This is a genomic window from Nocardia sp. NPDC049707 (genome assembly GCF_040674855.1).
Taxonomy (GTDB): Bacteria; Actinomycetota; Actinomycetes; order Mycobacteriales; family Mycobacteriaceae; genus Nocardia.
Genome location: NZ_JBFANN010000006.1, coordinates 123,267 through 149,267, shown reverse-complemented (window position 1 = coordinate 149,267; position 26,001 = coordinate 123,267). Strand labels below are relative to the sequence as shown.

Genomic DNA, 26,001 nt, shown 5'->3' with positions numbered 1-26,001 from the left:
GATGCCGGAAACGCGCAAGGCGGCCGTGCTCGGTAAGCCGATCGCGCATTCGCGTTCGCCGCAGCTGCATTTGGCGGCCTACCGTGCGCTCGGCCTCGATTGGACCTATGAGCGGATCGAATGTTCGGCCGAGGAGCTGCCCGGTCTGGTCGATGGGCTCGGTCCGGAATGGGTCGGGCTTTCGGTGACGATGCCGGGCAAAGAGGCCGCGCTGGCATATGCGAGCGAACGCACGGAGCGTGCGGTGCTGGTGGGCTCGGCGAACACTCTGGTTCGGATCGGTTCGGGAACGGTCGGCGGCTGGCGTGCCGATTGCACCGATGTCGACGGGGTGCTCGGCGCGTTGCGTGGTGGTGGTGTCGGCGAGCTGACCAAGGCCGTTGTACTCGGTGCGGGCGGGACCGCACGTCCGGCGTTGCTCGCGTTATCCGAACTCGGCGCGAAGACGGTAACCGTTGTCGCCCGCGATGCCGGAAGGGCGCGTGGCGCGGTCGATCTCGCGGAGCGGCTGGGTATGACCACCGCCGTGATTGCCTTCGACAAGGACATATTGCGCGCGGTGTGCACGGATGCCGGTGCCGTGGTCAGCACGATCCCGGCCGAGGCCGCCGCCGTTGTCGCCGAGGCGGTGGCGACGGCCCCGGTGGTACTCGACGCGATCTACAATCCCTGGCCGACGCCGCTGGCCGTTGCGGTCGCGCGGGCGGGGCACACCGTGGTGAGCGGGCTGGAGATGCTACTGAATCAGGCCTACGGGCAGGTCGAACAGTTCACCGGCCGCGCGGCGCCGCACGCGGAAATGGCCGCGGCGATAAATCTGTAACCGGTTCTCGTTTGGATCCGGCCGGCTCGAGGCTATCGTGTTGACCATGAATGGTTGGGTGTTGCGGGCCACAGTGCTCGGCGCGCTGGTCGTTTCCCTGCGTGCCGCGCTGGGATTCGCGATGGTGTACTGGCCGACCGAGGGCAGTTGGATGCGGCCGCTGTGTCTGGTGGTGCTGCTCGCGGCCGTCGTGTATTGGGGTGTGGTCGATGGCCGCAAGGACCGTGTGGTCCATCCGGATCCGGAGCACGGCTCGGACCTCACCATCCTGTGGCTGAAGACCGCGGCTGCCGCGGGCCTGGGTAGTGGCGCGGTCTCGTGGCTGCTCGACTGGCTGCCTCGGTTCGATCTCGGCGACAACGCTCTGCTCTTCGAACTGACCGCGGGCGCGTCCTTCATCGTCCTGCTGGTCTTCATTCCGGGCCTGATCGGAGTCGGCATCGGCCGCATCATCGCCGACCGCCGGATCAACAAGTCCGCGAACCGGCCCGCACCCCAGGCACCGGGATCCGCTGCGACTCCCGCGTAGCCGCTCACGAATTCGACCGCAGGCGACCCTTTCATCGACTGGAGGGTCGCCTGCGCTTTTCCGGACAGGTCGCAGTCCGGTTCGCGACTACAGGAGGATCGCGCCGCTGTTCGGACTGTCCTCGCGGGCGATGGCCGAATAGGCGGCGGCCAACAGAGTGGGGTCCGGGCCTTCGAGGCGGCCGGGTTTGGCGAGGCCGTCGAGGACCACGAAGCGCAGCACGCCGGAGCGGGTCTTCTTATCGGTCTGCATGGTGTCGAGGAGTTGGGGGAGGGCGTCGGCGTCGTAGCTGGTCGGCAAGCCGATGCTGGCCAGGACGGTGCGATGGCGGTCGGCGGTGGCGTCGTCGAGGCGACCGGCGAGGCGGCCGAGTTCGGCGGCGAAGACCAGACCGACCGAGACGGCCGCACCGTGCCGCCACCGGTAGCGCTCGCGCCGCTCGATGGCGTGGCCGAGGGTGTGGCCGTAGTTGAGGATCTCGCGCAGGCTGGCTTCCTTGAGATCAGCGGCGACGACATCGGCCTTGACCTGGATGGCGCGGCGGACCAGTTCGGGCAGCACATCGCCGGTGGGGTCGAGTGCGGCCTCCGGATCGCGCTCCACCAACTCCAGGATCACCGGGTCGGCGATGAAACCGGCCTTGATGATCTCGGCCATACCCGCGACGATCTCGTTGCGCGGCACCGTTTCCAGGGTCGCCAGATCCACCAGCACCGCGGCCGGTTCGTGGAAGCTGCCGACGAGATTCTTACCCGCTTCGGTATTGATACCGGTCTTACCGCCGACGGCCGCGTCGACCATGGCCAGCAGCGTGGTTGGCACATGCACGATGCGCACCCCGCGCATCCACGTGGCGGCGACGAATCCGGCCAGATCGGTCGCCGCGCCGCCGCCGAGGGATACCACGACATCATTGCGGGTCAGACCGATGCGGCCGAGTACCTCCCAGCAGAAGCCGGCCACGGCCAGATCCTTACCCGCCTCGGCATCCGGGATTTCGACGCGGTGCGCATCGATGCCCTTGTCGGCCAACGCCTTGCGCACCACCTCGGCGGTTTCGGCCAGCGGCGGCTGATGGAAGATCGCGACGGTACGCACACCGGTGGTGGCGCCGGCGACCGACTCGACGAGCTCACCGAGCAGGCCGCGGCCGATGATCACCGGATACGGATCGGCGGTGCGGACCTCGATGCGACTCGGCTCGTTCGGGCTGGTCGGGTGCTGCTCGGCTGGGCTGATAGGCCGCTCGCTTCGCTCACTCATGGGTACTCGGCTCCGATTCTGTGCGTGCTGTTTGTTTGAGCGTTCGCGCGCGGGCGCGACGGGCCCGGGTGCGCCGGGACCGGCTTCTGGGTGTTGCCCCCTCACCGGATACTTCGGAACCAGCGGGGCCACTGCCGATTTTGCCGGTGGGCTTGGAACGGTCGACCGTCGCGTTATCGGTCGTGCTCCGGTTGGCCGCGGTGATCTTGCCGGCGGGCTCGATCCGGTCGGTCGCCGCGGATTCGGCGCTATCGCCCTGTGCCGCGGCGGCCCTGCGCCGGGCCGCTGCACGGGCCCTGGCGGCGCGCCGGGCTCGGGATCTACTGCTGCCCTGCGGTTTCGACGCTACGACCTCCGGCGCACCGCTGGAATCGGGCTCCGCTTCTTGCGGCAGCACCGATTCCATGCCCAGCTTCGCCATGATCATCCGTACGACGCGGCCCGGACTGCGGCCGTCGGTGCGCACCCGCACCGTGGCGACCTCCCGGTAGAGCGGTCGACGCTTGCGCATGAGCTCGCGATACTTCGCACCCGGATCGGCACCGTTGAGCAGCGGTCGCTGCGTACTCGCGCCGGTGCGCCGAAGCCCTTCGGCCACACTGATTTCCAGATACACCACGGTGCGATTGCGCAGCAGGGCCCTGGTGTCCTCGGACAGCACGGCTCCGCCACCGAGCGACACCACACCGCGCTCGGCGAGGATGGCGCGGCGCACCACCTGCTCCTCGATTCGGCGGAACTCCGGTTCGCCATTCTCGGTGAAGATCTCCGGGATGGTGCGCCCGGTCTCGCGCTCGATTCCGGCATCGGTGTCGTAGAGCTCGACCCCGAGTTCCTTGGCGAGTTTGCGGCCGATCGTCGATTTCCCCGCCCCCGGCGGTCCGACCAGCACCACGCGCGGTGCGCGCGGATCGGACTGCACGATCATTGCGGCACGTGTGGTCGGGTGCCGACGCGCTTGACATAGCTCGTGATGTTGTCGACGGTCTCGACCAGCGAATCGCCGCCGAACTTCTCCAGCGCGGCCTGCGCGACGACCAGCGCGACCATGGTCTCGGCGACCACACCCGCGGCGGGCACCGCACAGACATCCGAGCGCTGGTGGATGGCGACGGCCTCCTCGCCGGTGGTCATATCTACCGTGGCCAGCGCACGCGGCACCGTCGAGATCGGCTTCATCGCGGCGCGCACGCGCAGCGGCTCGCCATTGGTCATACCGCCCTCGAGACCACCCGCACGGTTGGTCGAGCGCAGCACGCCGTCCGGTCCCGGCTTCATCTCGTCATGTGCCTGGCTGCCGCGGCGGCGCGCGGTTTCGAAACCGTCGCCGACCTCGACGCCCTTGATCGCCTGAATTCCCATGAGCGCGCCTGCGAGTCGCGAATCCAGCCGATCCGCGCCGCTGATGAATGAACCCAAACCGACGGGCAGCCCCGCCACGACCACCTCGACCACACCGCCGAGGGTGTCGCCGTCCTTCTTGGCGGCCTCGATCTCGGCGATCATCGCGGCCTCGGCGTCCTTGTCGAAGGCACGCACCGGGCTTTCATCGATAGCGGCCAGGTCGGCGGCGGTCGGCACGATACCGGTGGTGTTGGCGGCGGTGCCGATCGAAACGACATGCGAGACGACCTCGACGCCTAATGCCTGCCGCAGGAAGTTCCTGGCGACCGTGCCCGCCGCGACGCGCGCGGCAGTCTCGCGGGCGCTGGCCCGCTCCAATACGTTGCGGGCGTCGTTGAAGTTGTACTTGAGCATGCCCGAGTAGTCGGCATGGCCGGGCCGCGGCCGGGTCAGCGGTGCGTTGCGAGCCAGATCGGCGAGTTCACTCTCGTCCACCGGGTCCGCGGCCATGACCGTCGTCCACTTCGACCATTCGGAGTTCGCGATCTCGATGGCCACCGGTCCGCCCATGGTGCGTCCATGTCGCACCCCGCCGATGACGGTGACCTTGTCGGCCTCGAACTTCATCCGGGCCCCGCGCCCATACCCGAGCCGACGGCGCGCCAACTGTGCGGAGATCTCGTCGGACGTCACCTCGACACCGGCCACCATCCCCTCGAGGATGGTGACGAGAGCGGGACCATGGGATTCTCCGGCAGTTATCCAGCGCAACACGCCGTCCATCTTCCCATGTCGGCGCGGGTGCTCCGGCACGCGGCCCGCCGTGATCATCGGCACGGCCGCGCCACGGTATCGGCTAGCCATACGCCGCCGCCAGGCTCAGTACCGTCGCGAGGCACATGGCGGGCCCATGGGGTAGCGCATGCGGTCCGGCCCGATCAGCACCGGATCGAATCCGCCAGTGGGCCAACACAGCGAGTCCGAATGTCGCGGTCAGAATCGGTGCGAGGAGTGCCGCTCGCACCCAGACCTGCGCACCGCCGAGTGCGGCGACCGCGCCGAGTCCGACAGCCAGCTTCACATCACCCGCCCCGAGTGTGGCGGGTGCGATCAAGTGCACCAATAAATATGGCGTCGCCAACCACACCGAACCGACGACCGCGGCTGTGAATTGTGTTGTGAACAGCGCATATCCGAAGATGATCAGCGCGCCGGAGGCGGTGAGCACATTGGGCAGTCGGCGCTGCCGGAGATCGCAGGTGGTGAGCACCGAGCACCAGAGCACCAGCAGGGCAAATGCGGTGGGGGACATGACTTTCAGCCTCGTCCGCGCCGGTCGTGGAACCAGCCCCTATTTCCGGATTGGGGATAACCGATCGGTATGTGAACATCGATCGCCTCGCTCGAATACCGCGATACCGGTGTTTTATGCGGATCTACACGTGTCGGCGGTAGTTTTGACACATGTCTGCTGATCACGCGGGCCCTTGGCCCGACTACGCGGCGCGCCGTGGCGCACTGCGCAGTCTGCTGGTGGAGAACGAGGTCGACGCGCTGTTGATCACCGATCTGGTGAACATCAGGTACCTGACCGGCTTCACCGGGTCCAATGCCGCATTGCTGGTGAACTCCTGGGATGTGCGTAATTCCGAGGAGCGCACCGTGATCGGCACCGACGGGCGCTATCTGAGCCAGGTCGCCGAGCAGGTGCCGGATCTGCGTGCCGAAATCGCCAGGGCCACCGCCCGCAGAATCGTGGAGCTCGCGGGGGAGTGGCAGCTCGGCCGGGTCGGTTACGAGAGCCATATCGTCACGGTCGACCAGCATCGCGGATTCATCGAGCAGAAGACCGGTTTGGAGTTCGTCGCCACTCCGGGGCTGGTCGAACAGCTGCGGATGGTCAAGGACGATTACGAGATCGAACAGTTGCGCGCCGCCTGCGCCGTCGGTGACGCCGGGCTGGCGACCCTGCTGGAACGCGGCGGTCTCCGCCCCGGCCGTACGGAACGCCAGGTGGCCAGGGATCTCGAGTGGGCGATGTTCGAACACGGTGCCGATGCGGTCGCCTTCGAGACCATCGTGGCGACAGGTGCGAACTCCGCCATCCCGCATCACCGGCCCACCGAAGCCGTCCTGGCCACCGGCGATTTCGTCAAGATCGACTTCGGCGCCGTTGTCGGCGGCTACCACTCCGATATGACCCGCACCTTCGTGCTCGGTACCGCATCCGACTGGCATCGGGAGGTGTATGCGCTGGTCGAGGCGGCGCAGCGGGCCGGACGTGCAGCGCTGCACCCCGGCGCGCAGGTCAGGGACGTGGATGCGGCGGCGCGCGCGGTGATCGAGGAAGCCGGGCACGGGAAGCTGTTCGTGCACGGTCTCGGGCACGGTGTCGGACTGCAGATCCACGAAGCGCCGGGAATCGCCAAAACCGGAACCGGTACACTTCTGTCTGGCGTGGCGGTGACCGTCGAACCAGGTGTGTACTTCCCCGGCCGCGGCGGCGTCCGGATCGAGGACACGCTCGTGGTGCGCGAGGGGGGCCCGGATCTGCTCACCAACACAAGCAAAGACCTGACCGTCGTCGGCTGACGCCGGTTGCCTGAACATTCATGAACTTAGGAGATCCGAGAACAGTGGCGGACACCAGCGACTTCAAGAACGGCCTCGTGCTGAAGATCGACGGTCAGCTCCAGCAGATCGTCGAATTCCAGCATGTCAAGCCGGGTAAGGGCCCTGCGTTCGTGCGGACCAAGCTGAAGAACGTGCTGTCCGGCAAGGTCGTCGACAAGACCTTCAACGCGGGCGTCAAAGTGGAGACCGCCACGGTCGACCGTCGCGATATGACCTACCTGTACCACGACGGCTCGGATTACGTCTTCATGGACGGCGAGACCTTCGACCAGATCTCCATCGGCGAGGACACCATCGGCCCCGGCGCCCGCTTCCTGCTGGAGAACATGGTCGTGCAGGTCGCCACGCATGAGGGCGCGCCGCTCTACGTCGAGCTGCCGGTCACTGTCGAGCTCGTGGTGCAGCACACCGATATCGGTCTGCAGGGCGACCGCTCCACCGGCGGCACCAAGCCCGCCACCCTGGAGACCGGCGCCGAGGTGCAGGTCCCGCTGTTCATCAACACCGGTGACAAGCTGCGCATCGATTCGCGCGACGGCAGCTACCTCGGTCGCGTGAACGCCTGATCGCCCGCCCTTCGCGGCTGTAGCGACGGGCCCGGAGGAGGTAGCGGAGCCGTAACCACGGTGGGACCCGCTACTGCCGCCATCAAACAAGTGACAGGGATAATGACTGCTGTGGCGGAACAGCCCGTAGACAAGAAGTCCACGTTCAAGAAACTCGGCGCGCGCCACAAGGCCCGCCGCCGGGCAGTCGATCTGCTCTTCGAGGCCGAGGCCCGCGACGTGGACGCGGCCGACCTGCTCACCGAGCGGGCCGAGCTGGCCACCCAGGATCAGGCGGTCGCCCCGCTGCATGCCTACACCCGCACTCTGGTCGAGGGCGTTGCCGACGATCTGGATCGGGTGGACGGCACCATCGAGTCCTACCTCAAGGATTGGGAGCTGTCCCGGCTGCCCGCCGTCGACCGGGCCATCCTGCGGATCGCGGTGTGGGAGCTGTTCCACGCCAACGATGTTCCGCCGGTCGTCGCGGTCGACGAGGCGGTGGAGTTGGCCAAGGAGCTGTCCACCGACGATTCGCCCGGCTTCGTCAACGGTGTGCTCGGTCAGGTCGTGCTGGTTGCCCCGCAGGTGCGCGCGGCCGCCGCGGCCACCCGCGCACCACGTCCGGAGTCGCAGGCGTGAGCAACAAGTACCTGGTCATGGCGATGCGCAAGCCGTCGTTCGACCCGGCAGTGATCGAACCGCACCGGCAGTTCCTGAACGAGCTGCTCGAGCGCGGGCAGTTGGTGGAGAGCGGACGGTTCACCGACGGCACCGGCGGTGCATATGTGATCCACGCCGAAAGTCTCGAAGCCGCAAGGAAAATCGCGTTCACCGATCCGGTGCATACCACCGATTCCTCGGAACTCATCGTGTACGAGTGGGAGATCGCGGTCTCCGCCTGACCGACACCGAAAGCAGTCGCACAGCGAAATGGTGTGCGACTGTTGTCGTTTCAGGACATATCGCGATCCGCAGCAAGGGGCACCCGTGCTCCCGCTGGTGGGTGTAGTTGCCCAGCGGGAGCGAACCGCGAGCCGCCGACAGTGACGGGCTCACGGACTCGGGTGTGCCCGGCCCTGCGGTGCGCACCGACGGATGGTGTGCACCGCATGCGGTGAACCTGGGCACGGTGAGATCCTGGTTCCTCAACCGCACTCGAGGTCAAGGGCTCGGTGCGTGACCTTGGTCACTCGCAGGGGGCTAGGCGTGTGTACGACGCTGTCGCCGCATCGCGCCGAGACCGGTTGCGGCTCCACGAAACCACCATCGCAGAGGGCATCAATCTCGGCGAGGTCGCCCCCGATAGCGAGCCCGCCGATCTCGCCTTCGAACTCGATGCCACCGGCACGCACCGTGGCTCAGGACGCGCTGCTGTTCGGCGAATCGGTGCCCTACGAACGAGCCCGCCACATCCTCGCCGCGCGACTCGTCGCCGTGTCCATACACCGGTCCGCCAGTGAGACTTGACGGTTCGCTCGTTGCGTCCACATCAATGCACCTATCCTGGGTAGAAACCCTAGGGGAGGCCGAAAACACATGGCACGGGTGCTGATCTGGCTGCGGAACAATATCGACGGTCTCGTCGCCTTGGTTCTCGCGGCCATCTTCGGTGTGATCTCGCTGATCGATATCGGCTTCTTCGATGCGGATCTGATCAACGCGGTCATCCTGCTGGTGCTCGGTCTGCTGGCCACCACGCTGCTGCGTGATCGGCACCTGTCGGCCAAGGCCATTCGGGATTCGAATTCAGTGCAGCTGCTCTACGGTCCGGAGATCGGGCACGCGCATACGCTCGCGCGGCGCGGCACCGAACAGTGGCTGTTCAAGGGGGGAACCGGAACCTATCTGCGGGCCGTCACACTGCGCGAATGCGTCGAAAACGCCCGCCGCGACCAGCGTCCGCTGCGCATCCAGGTCGAGGTCCTCGACCCGACCAATGAGCAGCTGTGCAAGACCTATGCGCAATTCCGCTCGTCGCTGGTGCCGGAGGCCGACCGCACCGGCGAAATGTGGACCACCGAACGCACTCGCAAGGAATCCTTCGCGACGGTGCTGGCCGCCTGCTGGTACCGGCAGCGCTTCACCTTCCTGACCATCGATGTCGGTCTGTCGACGGTGATGACGACCTTCCGCTGGGACTTGTCGTCGAGTTGCGTCATTGTCACCCAGGACAATCCGAATACTCCGGCCCTGATGTTCGAACGGGACAAGCCCTATTACCGGGACTTCAACCGGGAGCTGGTGGCAAGTTTCAAGCAGGCCAGGCAGGTGCCGCTCAGCCGAAGCGAGGAGTTGTCGCTGGCCGACGAGCCGTCCGTCGATCAGACCCGCGGACTGTTCGATGCGCTCGGTCTCGCGCTACCGGCCTCCTATACCGATCGCGACGTCGCCGATATCGTGCGCCGCGCGCTACAGCCGAGGAATCCGTACTGAATGAACGACTATGCCCGACTACGAAGGCTGATCGGCTCCGATGCGGCAGGTCCTGCGGTGCGACGATGGGCTCGAGATCTCATGACCGGGGTGCTGGCCGGTCGCGTCGATGTCGGCGCGGTCCGGCATCCGTTGGGGTTCTTGTGTTTTCCCGCATGGCGTGACGGCGGACTCGGCGTCTGCGTGCATGTCTGGACCGACGGTCTGCGGTCGTATCCGACGACCTCGGCGATGCACGCGCACAGCTGGGATCTGCTCAGCGTGGTGTTGTACGGCGAGGTCGGCAACGAGATACTCGAAGTGGAGAACACCAGCGACCGGCCGACCCATCGTATCTTCGAAATCGACAGTGGCGTAGACGGTGATGTGGTGCGGGCGACCGAGCGATTGGTCCGCTATCGGACTCGATCCAGTCGGCATTTCCGCACCGGTGAGGTGTACACCCTGCCGCATGGGGTATTTCACCTCTCCGATGTGCAGGATGAGGCGGCGACCGTGGTGCTCGGCGAGGTGCGGCGCGGCGGACCGGACCGATCACTCGGCACGCTCGCCACCACCGACCACCGGGTGCACCGAACCGGTTGCACCCCGACCGAAACCCGCCGTGCCGCGCAAACGGTGCTGGACCACCTGTGTTTACCCACCCCGCCGGCTGCCATCCCCCAGCGGGAACCGAACCTGCTGGAACAACTGGAGGACCGATGCGAGCAGGCGACGTAGCGAACCTGGCGCTGTCACCGGATGGTCCGGCGCTCACCGATCCGGCTCCGATCAGCCCCTTCGACCGGATGGACACCTGGCTGATGACCGCCGCCGAGGTCGCCAGAGAAGCGGCGATCGAGGCGGGGCGGGCGATTCGGGAGGGGCTGGCCGGATCACTCACCGTCCGCATGAAGGACGCCAGCGGCGATCTGGTCACCGACCTGGACCTGCGCGCCGAACATATCATCGTCGGCCATATCCGCCGCGCCTTCCCGCACCATCGCATCCTCGCCGAGGAATCCGGGCTGCAGGGCATCGACGATTCCTGGTGCTGGGTCGTCGATCCGCTGGACGGCACCAATAACATCGCCATCGGTCTTCCTGTGTGCACGATCGGTATCGCCCTGTGCCACAACGGAGTTCCGATACTCGGCCTGGTCCACGAACCATTGGCCGACCGCACCTGGTCCGCCGTGCGCGGATCCGGCGCAACGGGTCCGGACGGCCCGCTCCGGCGACCGCCGCACCGTCGCGTCGAATCCGCACCGACCCTGGCCTGGCTGCAGGGCTATCCGGTGACCCGCTCCGACAACACGGCACGCGCCCTGCGCCTAGCCCTGGAATCCGGTTCCCGTCGGCTGATTCAACTGTGGTCTCCGCTGCTGTGCTGGGTCATGCTGAGCCGCGGCGATATCGACGGGTTCGTCGGTTATCGAGCGGGTTTGGTAGACCTGCCCGCGGGCGCCCTGCTGGCCCGCGAATCCGGGATCCACATCACTGATTTCGACGGTGCACCGCTTGACGACCACCTCGATCTCCCCGGCGGCGAGGTGAACTTCATTGCCACCAGCACTGAAATGTTGCCCGAGTTGGCCTTGCTGGTGAAGGCCGCCGCCGAGGTTACCGTGACGGGGCTGCCGGGCTGAGGGGCGATCGAGCCGATCGTTTCGGTTATCCCGTTGCCAACAGCGCAGCTACGGCACCGGTCGTGGCGACGACCGCGAGCCCGAGTCCGGTGAGCACGAACCGCGGCATCGGCACCCGAACACCATGGGTGCGGCAGAACTCCAGGCACAGCAGCGTTGCCAGCGATGCCCATGGCGTCACGATCGGCCCTACGTTGGTGCCGATGAGCAAGGCCAGCAACTGATTTCGATTCTCCTCGGGCAGCACCGCCTCACCGGCGGTGTAAGCCGGAAGATTGTTGGCCAGATTGGACAATCCGGCACCTGCGCCCGCCGCCCGGTACGCACCGACAACGCCGGAGTCGTGCCCGATCAGCGCTTGCATGACATCACTGAGTCCGAACCTGCTCAACGTCGGTACCACCAGGAACAATCCGACCACGAAAACCAGCAATTGCCACGGGATCAGCGAAAGTCGCAGCGACGAACGGTCGACGATCGCGAAGGCTGCCACCGCAATGGCGGCGGCGAGGGTGGCGGCAATGCCGATCCGGTCACCCACGATCGGAATCGCCAGGATGAACAGCAGACACGCGCCGGCCGTCGTGTAGAGCAGCGTGCGTTCCCTGGCGTTCTTCGGGTGAATCGGTTCCGGCGGTATATACCGGTCGGTTTCACGGCGGCCGCGCCGCCAGTACCAGACCCATAGGCACACCATGGTCGCCGCGATCGAGACCAGCTGCGGCGCCCACATCCGTGCTGCGAAATCCGTGGCACGCAGCGCAACCCGGTCGGCGGCCAGGAGATTGGTGAGATTCGAGACCGGCAGCAGCAGACTCGCCGTATTGGCCAGCCAGAGCGTGGTCATCGCCAATGGCAGTGGCGGAATGCGGGCCGGCACCGCCAGCGCCAGCATGACCGGGGTGAGCAATACGGCGGTGGTATCGAGATTGAGCAGAATCGTTGTCGCCGCCGCGAAAAGCACGCAGAGCAGGAACAACGCCGGGTAGTAGCCACGCCCGAGAATGGCCAGCCGGTGTGCGATCACATCGAACACCTTCGCCTGCCGCGTCAGCTCCGCGAGAATGATCACACTGCACAGGAACAGCAGCAGCGGACCGATCCGGCGCATATTGTCGGCGGCCTCGGCGCGCGGCAGCAATCCGGTCGCCACACATAGCAGTCCGGCCGCGAAGAGTCCGAGCCGGACCCAATCCAGCCTGCTCAGCGCCCATCTCTGCGGCGCGGACACCAGGGCACTCGACGGCGGGTTCTCCGCAGCGGAATCGACCTGTTGCTCGGACACATGCCTATCATGCAGCATATCGGCTGGGCCACTTCCGGATTCGGTCCGCACAACGATCTTTCTCTGTTTGGCGTGGCGCCCCCTCGGGGCATACTGATGCTGTGACTTCGGGCGGGCGGCGGGACTTCTTTATCAGTTATTCACCGGCCGACGAGCGGTGGGCGACCTGGTTGGCCTGGCAGTTGGAGACCGTGGGTTACCGCACCCTCATCCAGGCCTGGGATTTCGTGCCCGGTACCAACTTCATCGATTTCATGGACCGCGGTGTGCGCGATTCGGCGGTTGTGCTGGTGGTGCTATCGGAGAATTATCTCGGTTCCTACTACGGAACCATGGAATGGCAGGCGGCCTACCGCACAGATCCCGGCAAGCTGATGCCGGTGCGCATCGCCGAATGCACGCTCGAGGGGCTACTCGCCACGATCACCTATCTCGACCTGGTGCGGGTGTCCACTGCCGATGAAGCGCGCCGAATCCTGCTGGAGCGGGTCGGACATCTGCTCGCGGGGCGGGCGAAGCCGCAGTCGGAACCGGGCTTTCCGCAGGCGGGTCCCGAGCGGTTCGCCGCCGAAACCATCTCGGACACACCAGGATCCGTGCTGCCGCGCCGCACGCCTGTTGCGGCCCCTGCCTTTCCGGGCGCCAGCGATCATGGCGAGCCACGTACCAGTGTCTCCGTACTGCATGTCGCGGGTCCGCGCTTCGGTCGCGGGCTCCTCGCGCCGGACGAGCCGAGCACCGCGGCCGAATTACAGGCGCGCATCTACGCCAATGTCACCCATCTGGTGAATCAGGGTGTGGCCAAACCAGATTTGATCGTGGTGTCCGGGGATATGACCGAATCCGGCCGCCCACGTGAGGTCGAGGAGGCGCTGACCTTCCTGAGTGGATTGCGCACGCTACTCGGCCTCGGTCCGGAGCGGCTGATCGTGGTGCCGGGCAATCACGATGTCTCCAAACCGGCCTGTCACGCGTACTTCCTGAGCTGCGAGGCTCACGATCGCAAACCACAGCCGCCGTACTTCCCGAAGCTCGAGCAGTATGCGCGGCTGTTCGGTGCGCTGTACCAGGGGCTGGATCACCTCGTCTTCGATATCGGTCAGCCGTGGACGCTGTTCCCGATTCCCGAATTGCGGGTGGTGGTAGCCGGACTGAATTCGACCATGGCCGCGACCCATCTGCCCGAGGACGATTACGGCCGGATCGGCGAACCGCAGGCGTCCTGGTTCGCCGAGCGGCTGCGCCCGTTCGAGGAGAACGGCTGGTTGCGCCTCGGTGTCGTCCGGCATGATCCGCTGCCCGGCGCGGGTACTCCCGCCCATGATCCGGACCTGCTGCGCGACGCGGATACGCTGTCCCGGCTGCTCGGCGGCCGGTTGAATCTGTTGCTGCACGGTCCGGGACCCGGTGGGCCGCATCTGGATCGGATCGACGACACGTTGCCTGTGCTGCCCGCGACCGCACCGGGGCGCGACGAGATCATCCAGCTCACCGCCGCAGGTCTGGCCCGGTTCGCTGGACGCGGCGAGTCCACCAGACAAGTCGAATTCGACTGGCTGAAGGTGTCCGCGGCGCTGCCGACGGCCAAACAGCCCGAACTACTCGGACCGGAGGAGCCCGAGCTCCCGGAACCGCCGGCCGAAACTCCGGCGGTCGATCCGCACGGGCGGCTGCTCGAGCGCGTCGCCGAGGTATGCGAAACCCGTTATCCCGGTGCGAAGATCCGGCACATCGAGGTTGCGCCGCCACATTTGCTGATCACCAGGGAGGACGACGAGGTGATCGGCCAGTGGCGCGTCGGTGTGCACGTCGGTGATATGACCCGGCAGGTCGTCGAGGATTTCCTCGGCCACGATCCGGAGTACGGTTCCGAACTCGTGTATCGCGGTGCGCCGCCGCCACGTTCGCTGCGTGAGGAGGCGGCCAGCCACGGTCTGCGGGTGCGCAGCTTCACCGAATTCCAGGGCCTGCTCGATCTGGACGACTATCTCGCGCACCAGGCGGCACGGTTGCGCGCGGATCGCACCTATCCGCCGGATCTGTATGTGCCGCAGCGCTTCCGGATCCTCGAACACGACGACCAGCAGATCCGCGACGATCTCGTGGGCGAACTGATGAAGGTGATCGCGGCCGACCACGGCCGATTCATCCTGATACTCGGTGATTTCGGACGCGGAAAAACCTTCGCGCTGCGCGAATTGGCTCGCCGCATCACCGAAACCATGCCCGCGCTGGTTCCGATCCTGATCGACCTACGGGCCTTGGATAAAACCCATTCGGTGGATGGTCTGGTCGCCGCGCATCTGGCCAATCACGGCGAGGATCGGATCGACCTGAAGGCGCTGCACTACATGTTGCGCGAGGGCCGGGTGGTATTGCTGTTCGACGGCTTCGACGAACTCGTCACCCGGATCAGTTACGACTTCGCTGCCGACCATCTGGAAACCCTGCTGCAGGCCGCCGTCGGCAAGGCCAAGATCATCGTGGCCAGCCGCACCCAGCACTTCGCATCCCGCGCCCAAGTGCTCACCGCCCTCGGCGAACGCGTCGGTCTGCTGCAGGATCGGCGCATCGTGGGCATCGAGGATTTCGCGCCGGCGCAGATCCACGCCTTCTTGACCAACCGCTACGGCGGCGATATCCGCCGCGCGGACGCCAGAATGGGGTTGATCACCGGTATCGAGGATTTGCTCGGACTGGCACAGAATCCCCGGATGCTCGGCTTTATCGCCGATCTGGACGAGCGGCGGCTACGGGCCGCGGCGGGCGCCAAACAGGCGGTGGGGCCGGCCGGGCTGTACCGGGAGATCCTGGAGTCCTGGCTGACCCACGAGGCCGACCGGACCGCGGGCATCGCCGGCGCGCCGCCAGGGTTGCGCCTGCACGAATTGTGGCTCGGGGTCACGGCATTCGCGCTACGCGCCTGGGGAACCGGCGAGCCATATCTGCGGCTGTCCGAATTGACCGAGGTGGCAGCGGGTTTGGCCGAGCTGACCGGATCGAGCCGGATGTCGGTGCAGCAGTCGGCACATGCCATCGGCTCCGGCAGCCTCCTGGTGCGCACCGAGGACAACCTATTCGGCTTCATCCATTCGTCGGTAATGGAATGGCTGGTGGCCAACCATATTGCCGAGCAGTTCGAGGTCGGCACGATCGCGCCCGCCCAACTGAACCAATCGCCGCTATCTCAACTTTCGATCGACTTCCTGTGCGATCTCGCCGACAACCGGGCGCTGCGCACCTGGGCCGACGGAGTGCTCGCCGAGCAGGCGGCCGAGGAAGTGACGCGCACCAATGCGATTCGGGTGGCGACGCGACTGCGCACCGCACCGACCGCGGATCTGCGCGGTGCGAGTCTGGCGGGGGAGGATCTGTCGTATCGGGATCTGCGCGATGTCGATCTCACCGGAGCCGACCTCAGCGGCGCCCGATTGGTCGGCACGAACCTCGACCGCGCTGTGCTGCACGGTGCGCGGTTGGTCGGCGCCCGACTCGACGAGGCCAGCCTGGTCGGAGCTGATCTCGGCGAGGCTGATCTGACTCGCGCCCGACTGGTGCACACCGATCTGACCGGATCGCGGGCGAGCGGCAGCCGCTGGTCTCGCGCGGCACTCATCGATGTCACCGGCATCCCCACCGGTACCGATCTGCATGGCGCGGCGTGGGTGCCCGGGGGCGCGGCGCAGACCGAATTCGCACCTGCCGCAATCGGCGTCCGGCACGGCTTCCACGCCAGACACGGCCGACTGCCGCAGCCGGTCGCCTACAACCCGGACGGCGGCACGCTCGCCATCGGCAGTGATGACGGTGGTGTGCTCATCTGCGACGCCGAAACCGGAAGGCCGCTGCGCACCTTGCAGACCCACCGTGCCCGTGCCTTCGCGGTGGCGTTCACCGATACGGTGTTGGTGACCGGGTCCGGCGACGGCACCGTGGCCATCTGGGATGCCGCCACCGGTGAACTGCGCCGAATCCTGTTGGGGCACAAGAGCTGGCCGTGGCCGGTGGTGCTGAGTCCCGCCGGTGATCTGCTTGCCACCGGTGATGCCGATGGTGTGCTGCGGCTGTGGACATTGCCGAGCGGCGAATTATGGCACGAATGCCGTCCCGCGGGTGGCGGTGGCGGGGAACTCATCTACAGCTTGGATATTCGCGGGCGGCTTGTCGCAGCCTCGTATCGGGACGGCACTGTACGTCTGTGGGATATCGAAAATGGCAGGGAGAGTGGCGAATTCAGAGGTGCGTTGGGATCGGTGTTCCGGGTGGCGTTCAATCCGACCGGTGAACTACTCGCGGTCGGTGGCGTGGACGGCACGCTGGCGCTGTGGGATCCGTTGAGCTGCCGCAAGGTTCGCGATCTGCCCGGACACACCGGGCGGGTCTATTCCGTGGCCTTCCATCCCAGCCTCCCGATCGTGGCGAGCGGGGACACCGATGGCGGATTGCGACTGTGGGATGCGGACACCGGTGCGCAACGGCAGTCGCTCACTGAACACGCCGCGGCCATCTACTGGCTCACCTTCGATCCGTCGGGTGAACTGCTCGCCTCGGGCGATAGCGCCGGACTGGTCTGTCTGCGCGATAGCAAAACCGGGGAGTTGCGACATCGGCTCACCGCGCATACCGGCTCGATCTGGCCGTTCGCCTTTCGCCCGGACGGTACCCAATTGGCCGTTACCGACGACCAATTCACCACCCGGCTCTGGGATCCGGTAACCGGCACCTGCAAACACACGCTCACCGGCCACGGTCGCCAGGTCCGCACGGTCAGCTTCAATGCGGACGGCACCCTGCTTTCCGGCGTGGGTAACGACGGGGTGGTTCGACTGTGGGATCCAGTGACCGGACGGATGGTGCGCCGACTGGTGGGCAGCGAAGACCGTCTGCTCACCTTCGAATCGGCGATATTCAGCATGCTGGGCCGCCATCAGCTCGGTCTCGTCGTCAATGACGGGCGGCTCAGCCTGTTCAACCTCGACGCCGACCTGTACGAACGCCATATCACTATCGAATCCGCACCGATCTGGGCGGCCGCCTTCGACCCGACCGGCGAATATGTGGCCACTGCCAATGACGACGACACGGTGATCATCTGGGTGCGCACGACCGGCGCACTGCATGCCGTCTGCGCGGAACATCGCGGCCGGGTGCGCTCCATCGCATTCAGTGCCGACGGTGCGCTGATGGCCACCGGCTGCGACGATTCCGTGGTGCGATTGTGGGATGTGCGCTCCGGACGGTTCCTGCGGGCACTGCACGGACATCGCGACCGGGTGTACGCCGTCGCCTTTCATGAGGGCCGCCTAGCCAGCGTGTCCTGGGATACCACCGCCCGTATTTGGGATATCGAATCCGGTGATGCGCTGCATACGCTGACCAGGCATACCGGCAGGCTGTGGACGGCCGCGGTCGACCCGTGCACCGGCACCTTGGCAACCGGGGGCGATGATCTGGTCGTTCGGTTGTGGGATATGGCCTCGGGACGTCATCTGCATACGCTCGAGGGCCATAAGCGCCGGGTATGGTCGCTGAGCTTCGACCCGTCCGGCAAGCTGCTGGCCAGCGGCGGTGATGACGGCAACATCCTGTTGTGGTCACGGCCGGAGGATGACGCGCCGTCGATCCGCGCGATCCTGCTCGGTCTGCCCGAAGGGTGGGCGGCAATCGCGCCCGATGGTCGGTACAAATTCGAGGGCAATATCGCCGGGCAGTTCTGGCATGTCATCGGCATGTCGCGGTTCGAATCCGGTGAACTCGATCCCTACCTGCCGGAAGTGGGTCAGCTGGCGGCCGATGCACCTTTCTGAGGTGTGCGCCTTCTTTGTTCAGCGTCACTGATCTGATCTGATCTGATCTGATCTGATCGCAGCGCAACGTTGCGGGCCTGGTGCTCGGCTGCGCGGCATACCATTGAAGTCGGCCCAGAGAAACGTTACATCCGCGCCCGCGGAATGTCCGTCCGGCGCGTGCGCACGGAGGGAGGTCGGGGCAATGGAAAGCACGACGTGTCTGGTGGTCGGTGGTGGACCGGCCGGCATGGTGCTGGGACTGCTGCTGGCCCGCGCCGGCATCGATGTCACCGTTTTGGAGAAACATCAGGACTTCCTGCGGGACTTCCGGGGCGACACAGTGCATCCCACGACCCTGGACCTGCTCGACGAACTGGGTCTCGGTGAGGAATTCGCGAAACTGCCCTCGCGCAAACTGGAGCAGGTCCTGCTGCCGATCCGGGGGGCGGTGCAGACGGTGTTCACTCTGGAACATCTGCCCGGTACGCATAAATACATCGCGATGGTGCCCCAGTGGGATCTGCTGGACCTCTTGGCCGGTGTGGCCGATCGAGAGCCGAGCTTCCGGCTGCGCATGAACACCGAAGCGACAGCGGTGATTTGGGATGACCGCCGGGTCGCCGGTGTCGCCTACCGGACCAGCGACGGCGAAACGGGCGAGATCCGCGCCGACCTGACGGTGGCCTGCGATGGCCGTGACTCGGTGTTGCGTGCCGAGGTCGGACTCGGCTCACGCAGTTGGCCGACACCGATGGATGTGTGGTGGTTCCGGCTGCCGCGGACCGATGTCGACCCCGCTGGTTTGCTCGCACTGCTCAGCGCCAACCGCGTCGCGGTCATGTTCGATCGCGGTGACTACTGGCAGGTCGCGACCCTCATCGCCAAGGGCAGCGATGCAGCGGCCCGCCGCGGTCCGGTCACCGAAATCGTGCGGAGCATGGCTGATTCCGCGCCGTGGCTGCGTGACCGGGAGGGTGCGCTCCGGGACTGGGACGATGTGAAACTGCTCGACGTGAAATTGGACCGCCTGACGAAGTGGTACACCGACGGTCTGCTCTGTATCGGCGACGCCGCGCACGCGATGTCCCCCGCCGGCGGCGTCGGCATCAACCTCGCCGTCCAGGACGCCGTCGCCACCGCGAGAATCCTTGCCCCACTACTGACTTCGGGCACCCTGACCACCCGCGACCTGGTCAGGGTGCAGCGTCGCCGCACTCTCCCAACCGTTGTCACCCAGGACCTGCAACGCGTCCTCCACGCCACGGTAATCCGCCCCGCCCTATCCGGCCGAATCGATATCGCCAACGCCACAACGACTCCCTTGCCGCTACGCATCCTGCGCCGAACCCCTGTCCTGCGCACCGTCCCGCCTTTTCTGATCGCCCGAGGAATACTCCCCGAGCACGCCCCGGCTTTCGCCCGCCGCCCTTGACGCGCCCGCTAGATGCACTCGGTGCAACAGTGAGCGCGACTCATGATTCATGGGAAACATCAACGACCACATGGTGTTTCATCACTTGTGCACGGTGCTTCGGCGATACGAATGCCCGAGCGGTGTGAGTTCCGCAAAGGTGTACGGCCCTTCGCGCTACGACGGGGGAGAGGGTGGCGACCCGGCCTGCGTTGACTGCGAGGCGGTGGCAGTGAGAAATGCGAAGGGGCGGACGAGGTTTGCGCCGATACTCGGCGTCAGGGGCGCAGCACGATCTTGCCGATAGGAGAGCGCTCCTCGATGAGCCGGTGGGCCTTGGCGGCCGCGTCGAGGGGGAGGACGGAATCGACTTGGGGAGTGAGGGTTCCGGTGGTGGCTCGGTCGAGGGCGGCGGCGCGGGAGCGGGATACTTCGGCGAGCCAGGCCGGTCCGGCGCAGGCGGTGAGGGTGAGGCCGTGGGGGAGCAGGTCGGTCGTGGAGATCTGGGCCGGCGCTCCGGAGAGCCAGCCGTAACTGAGGATCCGGCCGCGTACCGGGGTCATCACTGCCAGTAGGTCTCGGGCGGTGGTGCCGCCGATGGAATCGAAGACGACATCGAGCGTGGTGCCGTCGAGGGTTTCGCGCAGTCGGGTAGGCCAGTCCGGTGCGTTGTGGTCGATGACCTCATCCGCGCCCAATGCCTTTGCCCGCGCGGACTTCTCGGAACCGCCAGCGGTCGCGATGACGCGCGCGGCACCGAATTCCTTGGCGAGTTGGGTGAGTGCGCTGCCGACTCCGGTCGCGGCGGCTTCGATCAGAACCGTTTCGGAGCCGGTGAGTGCGGCGGTCGCGAGCAGGGGCAGTGCCACCGATCCGTCCATCAGGACGGCGGCCGCATCGACGGACGAGAGGGCGTCCGGGATCGTGGTCACGGAAGCTGCCGGCGCGCAGACGAATTCGGCGTAGGAACCGAAGCCCGTGGTGGCCACCGCGACTCGTCGGCCCAGCAATACCGGGTCGACCCCGTCCCCGATCTCGACGACCACTCCGGCGGCCTGGAAACCGAAGACCACCGGTGGTTCGGTAGGCATCGGAAACTCACCCGAGCGCAGTTTGGTCTCCGGGAACAGCACCGGAATCGCCTCGGCGCGGATCACCAGCTCGCCGGGGCCTGGATGTGGTGCGGCGACATCCTGCGCGACCAGGACCTCGGGGCCGCCGATGCCCGTCATTACGATTGCTTGCATTGTCAACTCCATAACTTGACTGTCGGTCCACATGGTTTTTCAGAATCATATGGACCGGCGGTCAAGTTGTCAATAAAGGTGGTGGAATGACCGACGAACGCCCGAGGGAACGGGCGGATGCCGCGCGTAATCGGGAGGCGATCCTGGCCGCGACCGCTGCATTGCTCGCCGAACACGGTGCCGACGCATTAACCATGGATCGGGTCGCGGCGGCCGCCGGTGTCGGCAAGGGCACGATCTTCCACCGCTTCGGCAATCGCGCCGGATTACTGCACGAGATGATCGCCGAGAGCACCTTCGCATTGATGGATACGGTCCGCAGTGGTCCGCCGCCGCTGGGCCCCGGGGCGCCGGCGGGGGAGCGATTGCTGGCCTTCTTCGACGCCTTCCTGCGAATGATGACAGACAACATCGAGGTGACGGTCGCCTATATGCAGGGCCCGCCGCACCCGCGTACCGCCGAGATCCACGAATTCTGGGACGCGCACATCACCGCATTGCTGCGGGAGGCCCGTCCGGACCTGGATGCCGAGGTCGTCGGCAGGCTGCTGCTGGGCGCACTGGGCGGCGAACAGGTGCCGCGACTCGCGCGTGCGGGGGAGACCGAACGGCTGCTCACGGCGGTCCGTCAACTCGTCGAATCGGTGCTGCGCGCGCCCCGGTCGTAGTGCCCTGAGAGGTACTGGCTGGTGGTGTGCCCCGAGCGCGGTGTGCCCTCATGCTCCCGAGCAGATCACTCGAAGGACGCCTGATCTCTGGCGAGAATGGCGTCGAAGCGTTCGTCGGCGCTGTCGAGTTGGTGCAGGATGCGCCGCTTGACGTGCTCGGCGAGCGGAGTGTCGGCCCGGGTGACGAGGTCGCGGTAGATGTCGGTGAGCGGGCGGTACTTGGTGGCGAGTCTGCGCATCGCCGGTCCGTCGGCGTAGAGGATCCCGACGCCGTTATCGGTGAAGTCGGAGAATTTTACGATCCGAGCCCACGGCGCGCGATCGAGATTTGCCGCCACGTGTTCGCGGTATTGTGCGTGTCGATCGATCTCCGGATCGGGTTCCGGATTGGTGACGGCGGCGACGAGTTCGGCGACCCTGGCGCCGAACCGGGCCGCGATTTCCGCGAGTGCGGCATCGGTCGGCGAACCGGGACGCGCGCCGGCCAGTTCGACCGGGTGGTCCTCGACGGAATCGTGCAGCAGCCCGGCCGCGACGACATCCGGATCCCGCACTTCGTAGTGGCTGACGATCCGAATCGCAACGCGCAGTAGATGACTCAGATACGGTTCGCGGCCGTAACGATCGTCGCGGTGCAGTTCGGTAGCCAGGTCCAATGCCTCGGTGAGCCGTTCGGTATCGGACAGTTCGGCGATTTCCAGCAGTAGTCGTTCGCGCAGTCCGCTTTCGCCGTAGACCTCGCTGATCGTATGCAGCGGCATCACGGCCAAAACCCCCGCCCCAGGGTTGCTCATATGGCCAATCTATCGGGGGCGGCCGCGCACCGCTGTAGATGGACCATTGTTCAACTTCGTGACAATAAATCCGTTGCCGCGCGCCGGCGGCCATGGTCCCCTGGAATGCACGCGAGGCAGAACTGGAGGTGAACGTGGCCGCGCAGTACAAACGGCCGCGCCCAGGTTCGGCCACCGACACTATGGCGAAACTGCATCGACGCACCATGGTGCTCGACGGGCGGGTATATACCGTGCTGACCCTGCGCCCCGGCAGCGATTTCCGCTTCGCCACCAACTATTTCCATGAGACCTGGCATGTGCTCTCCGATTGGCGCGGAGCGCGGATGCTGGCTCGGCTGCTGTGGGGTCTGGCCTATCAGCGGCGGCCGGACACGCTTGTCGTCATCGACCCGGCGCATCTGGATCCCAATCCGTTCGACGCCGCGCCATCGGATCCGATCGTGCTCGTGCCCGCGGACCTGACCGTCTTCACCCGCGCCGCCGCCGTCGCATTGCGGAGGCGATTGCCGTTTCGCGACAGCTCACAGGGCACGGTGCGCTGGCAGACCTTCGGTCTGGATGCCGCGGTGGCAGAGCTCCAGGAATGGCGCGCGAAGGGGCCGGGGGAGCGGGACTGGAATTTCGTCGGGGTGCCCACCGGTTGGGAACGGATCGACCGCATCGGCGGCATGGTCACGATTTTCGGTGCGCGCGAGCAGTTGCGATCCTGGGGAACCTCGCTTGCGACACTCGGGAACTACGCCTACTACGGCATGGACTACGAGTACCTGGACGACGACCGCAATGGCGAGGTGCAGATCTTCCGTCAGTACCGGCGGAAGGTGAACATCGCTCGCCAGGCCCGCGCCGAAGTGCTCGTCCGATTCGATGAACAGGTTTCGACGGAGGAGGTTCAGTGGGCAATCTGGTCGCATGGCGCGACAGTTCGCCGCCGTCGCTTCCCGACGCGCGAGGAACGGCTCGCCACGCCCTGAGCTGCGGCTACTTCGCCTGCGGGATCAGTGTGTTCTGCCGCGCCGCGGTCCACCACCGACCGTTCTCTTTGACCAGAACGTACAGCGCGATCATCGCGTGATCGATATCGATGAGCTCGCCCTCGGCCGTCGTCGCCCGGGCGAGTTTGTGCGCGATTGCGATATCGGGCCGCAGGAATACGATGTCGGCGACCTCGTAGCGGACATACTGATCCTTCAAGAATCCCGCCAGTCCCTGTCGATTGGCCGCCAGCAGTGCGTCTTTCCCGACCATGAGCGCACCGACCGCATTGACCACCGCCGCGTTGGCCGTGAAATCGGCGGTCATGAGTTCGGCGTCATTGGTGTTGTATGCGGTTTCGACAGTGGCGATGATCTGCTCGATTGCCGTGATGTCCGCGGTGTGGTCGACGGTGGTGTCGGCGACCACGGGCTGAATTGTTGTTGCGCTCATGGCCATCAGCCTCTTATCTCAACCTTGGTTCAGGTCAACAGGCTGTCGGCTTCGTCACAAGCGTTGGCGAGGTCAGCGCACGCCCCGCGGTCGAAATTGAATGCTGATTCGCGGCCCGGTCGGCCTGCGCGTCTTCGGTACGGCGTGTTCCCAGGTGCGCTGGCAAGAGCCGCCCATGACCAGCAGATCGCCATATCCGACCTGAAACCGAAGACTCGCGCCGCCGCCGCGCGGTCGCAGCAGGAGTGCGCGCGGCGCGCCGATCGAAATGATGGCGACCATGGTGTCATCGGTCGCCCCGCGCCCGACGGTATCGCCGTGCCAGGCCACGCTGTCGCGTCCGTCGCGGTAGAAGCACAACCCGGCCGTGCGGAACGGTTCGCCGAGTTCCGCGCGATAGTGTGCGGTCAGTGCCTCCCGTGCCGCGTCCAGCGCCGGGTCCGGCAACTGCGCGCCCTCCTCGTAGAAACACAGCAGCCGTGGCACATCAACCACCCGGTCGTACATCGGCCGCCGCTCCGCCTGCCACGGCACCCCGTCCACCAGGCGTTCGAACAGTATGTCCGCCCCCGACAACCACCCGGGCAGCACATCCACCCAGGCACTATGACTCAATGTCGTTCGGCGCACACCACCGAATTCGCCCACCTCGATATCCCCGAACCCGTCGAGCAATGATCCCTGCAGCGGTGTCGACATGCCGCCGAATCTACGCCTTATCGAACATATGTGCTAGCGAGAAACGGTCATTCAATTCTTGGTGAGTATGTCGCACGCGATATCGACCCGGCCGTGTAGCGCTCGTCGTCGGAGCGCGGGAGATCGCCCATCATTGCGGTGCTCCAGCTGGTTCGACATCGATCTGCCGGAGCTGTTCGCGTTCAAGGAACCGGTCCTCACCGCGGCACATGCGCAACCTTGCTGTGACCGCGCGGTGCTTGCCATCGATGTGCGCGAGGATTGGGCAAAGCTGCTCGGGGAGTACGGATTTCGGCCGGACGAGCCGACGCACCGGGTGGACGAGGGCGTCCTGGGCTACCTGGCTCACGAACATGCATTGCACGTGGTCGCGACACTGCCGAATTCCGGTCTCCGGGAAGCCGTTTCGGCGTCAGCGCTTCGTCGTCGACGAAAACGCCCGGCCGTATACCGAACTCGAACGCCTGGTCCATGGTGTCGAAGGAGCGGATCGTCCGCGCACCGGCCTCGGTGCGGACGCCAGAGCCTGGCTGGACGAACACGGCTGGCGCACCGAATTCCGTCGCTGGGACGATATGGTCGCCACCCTCGAGCGGCCCGCCGCCTTGAACGATCCCGACGTCGGAGTCGTCATCGCGGTTCGCGAACCGTAGGCGCACCTGCCGAACACGGAGTGTCCGAATCGCACGTGGCCCCGCTCACAGCAGGATATGCCTGGTTAAAGCGGTGCAAACAGCGCTGCTAGGCTGCATGCCGTAAGACATCCTTTAACGGACCGTCCGGTGAGGCGGGGAAGGAGGTCGGCATGGCCGTGCCCGAGGAACGGGCCGCCAAGTCCGGCGCTGCCGAAACGTCGCAGCGACACACCCCCGATTGGGTGAGCGCGGGACGCGAGTTGCTGTCTCCTTCCGACGTCGGCCGGACCATTGCGCGCATCGCGCATCAGATCATCGAAAAGACCGCCCTGGATGCGGGCGATCCGGACGCACCGCGCGTGGTGCTGATCGGCATTCCCACCCGCGGTACCACCCTGGCCGCGCGTCTCACCGACAAGATCGAGGAATTCTCCGGCGTCCGCCCGGCCCTCGGCTCGCTCGACATCACCCTCTATCGCGACGATCTGCGCAGCCGCCCGCACCGCCCGCTCGAGCGCACCTCGGTACCCGAGGGCGGCATCGAGGATGCACTCGTGGTCCTGGTCGATGACGTGCTCTTCTCCGGCCGCACCGTGCGTTCTGCCCTCGACGGTCTGCGCGATCTGGGCCGCCCCCGCGCCGTCCAACTCGCGGTGCTCATCGACCGCGGCCATCGTGAACTCCCGATCCGCGCGGATTTCGTCGGCAAGAATGTGCCGACCTCCCGCAGCGAGGACATCTGCGTACTACTCACCGAACACGACGGCCGCGACGGCGTCTATTTGCATCAGGAGGAAGCGCAGTGAACCGGCTGGCCGGAGCGAGTGTCAGCGAGGTGGA

23 protein-coding genes and 2 pseudogenes are annotated in these 26,001 nt (G+C 66.1%); 16 read left to right on the top strand and 9 right to left on the bottom strand.

The window, feature by feature from the left end; translation table 11 throughout:
- The first annotated feature begins 1 nt into the window (after position 1).
- The gene (locus AB0J29_RS08865) at positions 2-823 is read left to right on the top strand and encodes a shikimate dehydrogenase (protein ID WP_364781564.1); all 822 of its coding nucleotides are present in this window, start codon (positions 2-4) and stop codon (positions 821-823) included.
- Positions 824-869: 46 nt separating this feature from the next.
- Complete coding sequence (locus AB0J29_RS08860) at positions 870-1,352, top strand: B-4DMT family transporter (RefSeq protein ID WP_364781561.1); 483 nt, start codon at positions 870-872, stop codon at positions 1,350-1,352.
- A gap of 87 nt (positions 1,353-1,439) precedes the next feature.
- Here AB0J29_RS08860 and aroB read toward each other — a convergent pair whose 3' ends face one another.
- From aroB to AB0J29_RS08840, 4 genes and pseudogenes are all read right to left on the bottom strand, one after another.
- On the bottom strand, positions 1,440-2,615 hold the full coding sequence (gene aroB, locus AB0J29_RS08855) for a 3-dehydroquinate synthase (RefSeq protein WP_364781558.1): 1,176 nt from the start codon (positions 2,613-2,615) through the stop codon (positions 1,440-1,442).
- Between the two features lie 409 nt (positions 2,616-3,024).
- Positions 3,025-3,543 (bottom strand): annotated as a pseudogene (locus AB0J29_RS08850) (shikimate kinase); the annotation flags it as partial.
- The gene (aroC, locus tag AB0J29_RS08845) at positions 3,540-4,733 is read right to left on the bottom strand and encodes a chorismate synthase (RefSeq protein WP_364781794.1); all 1,194 of its coding nucleotides are present in this window, start codon (positions 4,731-4,733) and stop codon (positions 3,540-3,542) included. The pseudogene AB0J29_RS08850 and the gene aroC, both read right to left, overlap by 4 nt.
- Before the next feature lie 82 nt (positions 4,734-4,815).
- The gene (locus AB0J29_RS08840; RefSeq protein ID WP_364781555.1) at positions 4,816-5,271 is read right to left on the bottom strand and encodes an A24 family peptidase; all 456 of its coding nucleotides are present in this window, start codon (positions 5,269-5,271) and stop codon (positions 4,816-4,818) included.
- A 152-nt stretch (positions 5,272-5,423) separates the two neighbouring features.
- Between AB0J29_RS08840 and AB0J29_RS08835 the strand changes: the two genes are divergently transcribed.
- From AB0J29_RS08835 to AB0J29_RS08805, 7 genes are all read left to right on the top strand, one after another.
- A complete protein-coding gene (locus AB0J29_RS08835; RefSeq protein ID WP_364781552.1) occupies positions 5,424-6,551 on the top strand; it encodes a Xaa-Pro peptidase family protein in 1,128 nt (375 codons plus the stop codon).
- Positions 6,552-6,595: 44 nt separating this feature from the next.
- Positions 6,596-7,159, top strand: coding sequence for an elongation factor P (efp, locus tag AB0J29_RS08830; RefSeq protein ID WP_364781549.1), 564 nt, complete (start codon positions 6,596-6,598; stop codon positions 7,157-7,159).
- Between the two features lie 111 nt (positions 7,160-7,270).
- The gene (gene nusB, locus AB0J29_RS08825) at positions 7,271-7,780 is read left to right on the top strand and encodes a transcription antitermination factor NusB (protein ID WP_364500491.1); all 510 of its coding nucleotides are present in this window, start codon (positions 7,271-7,273) and stop codon (positions 7,778-7,780) included.
- Positions 7,777-8,043, top strand: coding sequence for a YciI family protein (locus AB0J29_RS08820; RefSeq protein WP_364781546.1), 267 nt, complete (start codon positions 7,777-7,779; stop codon positions 8,041-8,043). The genes nusB and AB0J29_RS08820 overlap by 4 nt, the downstream gene beginning before the upstream one ends.
- A gap of 634 nt (positions 8,044-8,677) precedes the next feature.
- Positions 8,678-9,574, top strand: coding sequence for a hypothetical protein (locus AB0J29_RS08815; RefSeq protein ID WP_364781543.1), 897 nt, complete (start codon positions 8,678-8,680; stop codon positions 9,572-9,574).
- Positions 9,575-10,294, top strand: coding sequence for a hypothetical protein (locus AB0J29_RS08810; RefSeq protein WP_364781540.1), 720 nt, complete (start codon positions 9,575-9,577; stop codon positions 10,292-10,294).
- The gene (locus AB0J29_RS08805; RefSeq protein ID WP_364781537.1) at positions 10,276-11,202 is read left to right on the top strand and encodes an inositol monophosphatase; all 927 of its coding nucleotides are present in this window, start codon (positions 10,276-10,278) and stop codon (positions 11,200-11,202) included. Before AB0J29_RS08810 ends, AB0J29_RS08805 begins: the two co-directional genes overlap by 19 nt.
- 25 nt (positions 11,203-11,227) lie before the next feature.
- Here the strand turns inward: AB0J29_RS08805 and AB0J29_RS08800 are convergent, their stop codons facing one another.
- Entirely contained in the window at positions 11,228-12,487 is a 1,260-nt protein-coding gene (locus tag AB0J29_RS08800) for an SLC13 family permease (protein WP_364781534.1), read from the bottom strand.
- Positions 12,488-12,588: 101 nt separating this feature from the next.
- On the opposite strand from AB0J29_RS08800, the gene AB0J29_RS08795 reads away from it, so the two are divergent.
- Both AB0J29_RS08795 and AB0J29_RS08790 read left to right on the top strand, forming a co-directional pair.
- The gene (locus AB0J29_RS08795; protein WP_364781531.1) at positions 12,589-18,294 is read left to right on the top strand and encodes a TIR domain-containing protein; all 5,706 of its coding nucleotides are present in this window, start codon (positions 12,589-12,591) and stop codon (positions 18,292-18,294) included.
- 184 nt (positions 18,295-18,478) lie between these two features.
- Positions 18,479-19,708: an FAD-dependent oxidoreductase gene (locus tag AB0J29_RS08790; protein WP_364781528.1), complete on the top strand. Its 1,230-nt coding sequence runs from the start codon at positions 18,479-18,481 to the stop codon at positions 19,706-19,708.
- A 257-nt stretch (positions 19,709-19,965) separates the two neighbouring features.
- Here the strand turns inward: AB0J29_RS08790 and AB0J29_RS08785 are convergent, their stop codons facing one another.
- Positions 19,966-20,934, bottom strand: coding sequence for a zinc-binding dehydrogenase (locus AB0J29_RS08785; RefSeq protein WP_364781525.1), 969 nt, complete (start codon positions 20,932-20,934; stop codon positions 19,966-19,968).
- An 86-nt stretch (positions 20,935-21,020) separates the two neighbouring features.
- On the opposite strand from AB0J29_RS08785, the gene AB0J29_RS08780 reads away from it, so the two are divergent.
- A complete protein-coding gene (locus tag AB0J29_RS08780) occupies positions 21,021-21,602 on the top strand; it encodes a helix-turn-helix domain-containing protein (RefSeq protein WP_364781522.1) in 582 nt (193 codons plus the stop codon).
- 65 nt (positions 21,603-21,667) lie between these two features.
- Here the strand turns inward: AB0J29_RS08780 and AB0J29_RS08775 are convergent, their stop codons facing one another.
- Positions 21,668-22,396 (bottom strand): HD domain-containing protein, encoded by a 729-nt coding sequence (locus AB0J29_RS08775; protein ID WP_364781519.1) that lies wholly within the window; start codon positions 22,394-22,396, stop codon positions 21,668-21,670.
- Positions 22,397-22,530: 134 nt separating this feature from the next.
- Here AB0J29_RS08775 and AB0J29_RS08770 point away from each other — a divergent pair, with 134 nt between their 5' ends.
- The gene (locus AB0J29_RS08770; RefSeq protein WP_364781516.1) at positions 22,531-23,373 is read left to right on the top strand and encodes a hypothetical protein; all 843 of its coding nucleotides are present in this window, start codon (positions 22,531-22,533) and stop codon (positions 23,371-23,373) included.
- A gap of 7 nt (positions 23,374-23,380) precedes the next feature.
- On the opposite strand, the gene AB0J29_RS08765 is transcribed toward AB0J29_RS08770, so the two are convergent.
- Both AB0J29_RS08765 and AB0J29_RS08760 read right to left on the bottom strand, forming a co-directional pair.
- Entirely contained in the window at positions 23,381-23,827 is a 447-nt protein-coding gene (locus AB0J29_RS08765) for an SgcJ/EcaC family oxidoreductase (RefSeq protein ID WP_364781513.1), read from the bottom strand.
- 72 nt (positions 23,828-23,899) lie between these two features.
- Complete coding sequence (locus tag AB0J29_RS08760) at positions 23,900-24,526, bottom strand: alpha-ketoglutarate-dependent dioxygenase AlkB (protein WP_364781510.1); 627 nt, start codon at positions 24,524-24,526, stop codon at positions 23,900-23,902.
- Positions 24,527-24,593: 67 nt separating this feature from the next.
- Here AB0J29_RS08760 and AB0J29_RS08755 point away from each other — a divergent pair.
- From AB0J29_RS08755 to pyrR, 3 genes and pseudogenes are all read left to right on the top strand, one after another.
- A pseudogene (locus AB0J29_RS08755) lies at positions 24,594-24,839 on the top strand (class I SAM-dependent methyltransferase); the annotation flags it as partial.
- A gap of 40 nt (positions 24,840-24,879) precedes the next feature.
- Entirely contained in the window at positions 24,880-25,179 is a 300-nt protein-coding gene (locus AB0J29_RS08750; RefSeq protein ID WP_364781806.1) for a hypothetical protein, read from the top strand.
- A gap of 152 nt (positions 25,180-25,331) precedes the next feature.
- Positions 25,332-25,967 carry a bifunctional pyr operon transcriptional regulator/uracil phosphoribosyltransferase PyrR gene (gene pyrR / locus AB0J29_RS08745; protein WP_364500531.1) on the top strand — a complete coding sequence of 212 codons (636 nt, stop codon included), beginning with the start codon at positions 25,332-25,334 and terminating at the stop codon, positions 25,965-25,967.
- The last annotated feature ends 34 nt before the right edge of the window (positions 25,968-26,001 follow it).